The sequence below is a fragment of the Vibrio sp. 10N.247.311.14 genome, assembly GCF_041467715.1.
Taxonomy (GTDB): Bacteria; Pseudomonadota; Gammaproteobacteria; order Enterobacterales; family Vibrionaceae; genus Vibrio; species Vibrio crassostreae_C.
Genome location: NZ_JBFSVE010000111.1, coordinates 1 through 2186 on the forward strand (window position 1 = coordinate 1; position 2186 = coordinate 2186).

2 protein-coding genes are annotated in these 2186 nt (G+C 44.5%); both read left to right on the plus strand.

The features are described from left to right. On the plus strand, nucleotides 1-673 hold a 673-nt coding region (locus AB6F11_RS21610; RefSeq protein WP_372179674.1), incomplete at its 5' end, for an aminotransferase class I/II-fold pyridoxal phosphate-dependent enzyme. Between the two features lie 70 nt (nucleotides 674-743). After that, nucleotides 744-1952 (plus strand): sodium/glutamate symporter, encoded by a 1209-nt coding sequence (gltS, locus tag AB6F11_RS21615; RefSeq protein ID WP_017061004.1) that lies wholly within the window; start codon nucleotides 744-746, stop codon nucleotides 1950-1952. Nucleotides 1953-2186: the final 234 nt, after the last annotated feature.

Sequence of the window (2186 nt, forward strand, 5' to 3'; positions counted from 1 at the left end):
TAACACACTATGTGTTTACTCATTCTCTAAATACTTCGGTGCAACAGGCTGGCGTTTAGGTACCATTGGTATCCAACACAAAAACGTATTTGATGACGCACTAAGTTCTTTCAGCGAAGAAAAACAGTGTCAACTTGATGGCCGTTACAAAACACTGACTCCAGAGCCACGTGACATTAAGTTCATCGACCGCATCGTTGCGGATAGCCGTAGCGTAGCCTTGAATCACACTGCCGGTCTATCTCTACCGCAACAAGTGCAAATGGCGATGTTTGCTCTAACTTGTCTAATGGACTCAGAAGGTCGCTACAAAGCCGCTTGCAAACGCATCATCCGTGAGCGCTACACAACGCTTTACAAAAACATGGGTGTAGAAATCGAAGAGAACAAAGACCGTGTGGATTACTACACACTCCTAGAGCTAGACACGCTAGGTGGCAAACTTTACGGTCAAGAGTTTGTCGACTGGTTCAAAGCTAACGAGAAAGGTAAAGACTTCCTATTCCGTCTTGCTCACGAAACTGGCGTCATCTTACTACCTGGTAAAGGTTTCGACACAGTACACGCCTCAGTACGCGTATCACTAGCGAACCTTACTCACCACGAGTACGAGCTAATTGGCCGTGCAACACGCACTGTGTTGGATGAGTACTTCCAAGAGTTCTCTGCGTAATTCGTAGTTGCTAGAAAATATAAGCCCCGTCAAGTCGGGGCTTTTTTATTCGGTTGTTTAGGTCGTGATAATGAATGTAATTTCTGTAAATGCCGTTGAATCTGCCATTTTGGCACTCTTGATGTTGTTGTTTGGTGAGGTAACCAAAAAACACACACCAATATTAAGTAAATATCATATCCCAGGGCCGGTGATTGGTGGGTGCATCGCAGCCTTAATTACTACTTGCTTATATCGCATGGGAATGGAGTTCGAATTTGAACTTCCTTATAAAGAGACGTTGATGCTGATGTTTTTCGCAGGCATTGGTTTAAGCGCAAATATCAAGCAGCTATTCCAAGGTGGACGCTTGTTCGTTGTCTTTCTCGGAATCGCCGTTGTTTATATTATTTTTCAGGACGCTATTGGTGTCGCTGCAGCCTCGTTCTTAGGGCTGGATCCTAAGCTAGGACTGATGACGGGCTCTATCACCCTATCAGGTGGGCATGGTACAGGTGCTGCATGGGCGTCGATGTTTCATGACCATTTTGGTGTCGATAATGCACTCGAAATCGCGATGGCCTGTGCCACTTTTGGTCTTGTGATTGGCGGTATTATCGGAGCGCCTTTAGGCACGTATTTGGTTGAAAAAAATCAACTTTCAACACCGAACGTACATGCAGCAGATGTGGAACACAAAAAGGCCCATCACATGCCGACTAAGGGCAATGTACTACATGGCATCGGAAGCGTTGTTCTTTTAGCATGCTGTGTTGAGCTCAGCCAAATGCTACATAGTTTAGTGCTTGTGCTCGATGTGCATTGGCTGAACATGGTGCCAAATTTCGTCTATGCGTTATTTGTTGGTGCACTATTCTCAACACTATTTAGCGAGAGCAAACCTGCCAAGATTGCGATGGTCGAAGTGGCACGTTTAAGCTCAATTGCCCTAAGTGTCTTCTTATCTATGGCATTGCTTGAAATCAAACTTTGGCAGCTGTTTGATATGGCGTTGTCGCTGGTGGTTATCCTAACGATTCAAACATTGTTTACTATTGTGTTTGTTACGTCCGTTACCTATAAGCTACTCGGTAAAAATTATGATGCCGCGGTGATGGCAAGTGGTCATGCGGGCTTTGGTTTGGGTGCGACACCGACAGCCATGCTCAATATGAATGGTATCACGGGTTACTACGGCCCATCGCCACAAGCGTATTTTATCGTGCCGTTAATTGGTGCGTTCTTTATCGATCTCTCAAACCTAATCGTTATAGAGACATTCTTACATTTCATGTCTTGATGGATCTTCCCCATCAAAGGGGATTACCAAAGTTCAGTACTTTGACTTTAAAATTTACTCAAGACATCAAAAACTATATTCAGAAGAGGAGTGACGGTTTGAAAGGTGTCCAGTTCCGCTGGTTCAGATCACTAGCTTATTTCGATGATTTTACCGCGAGTTCAATGGACGGGTTAAATCGGCTTTGTTTCCTAATTGGATCTCAGATAGAAACGGCCAGTATGGGTGATTATT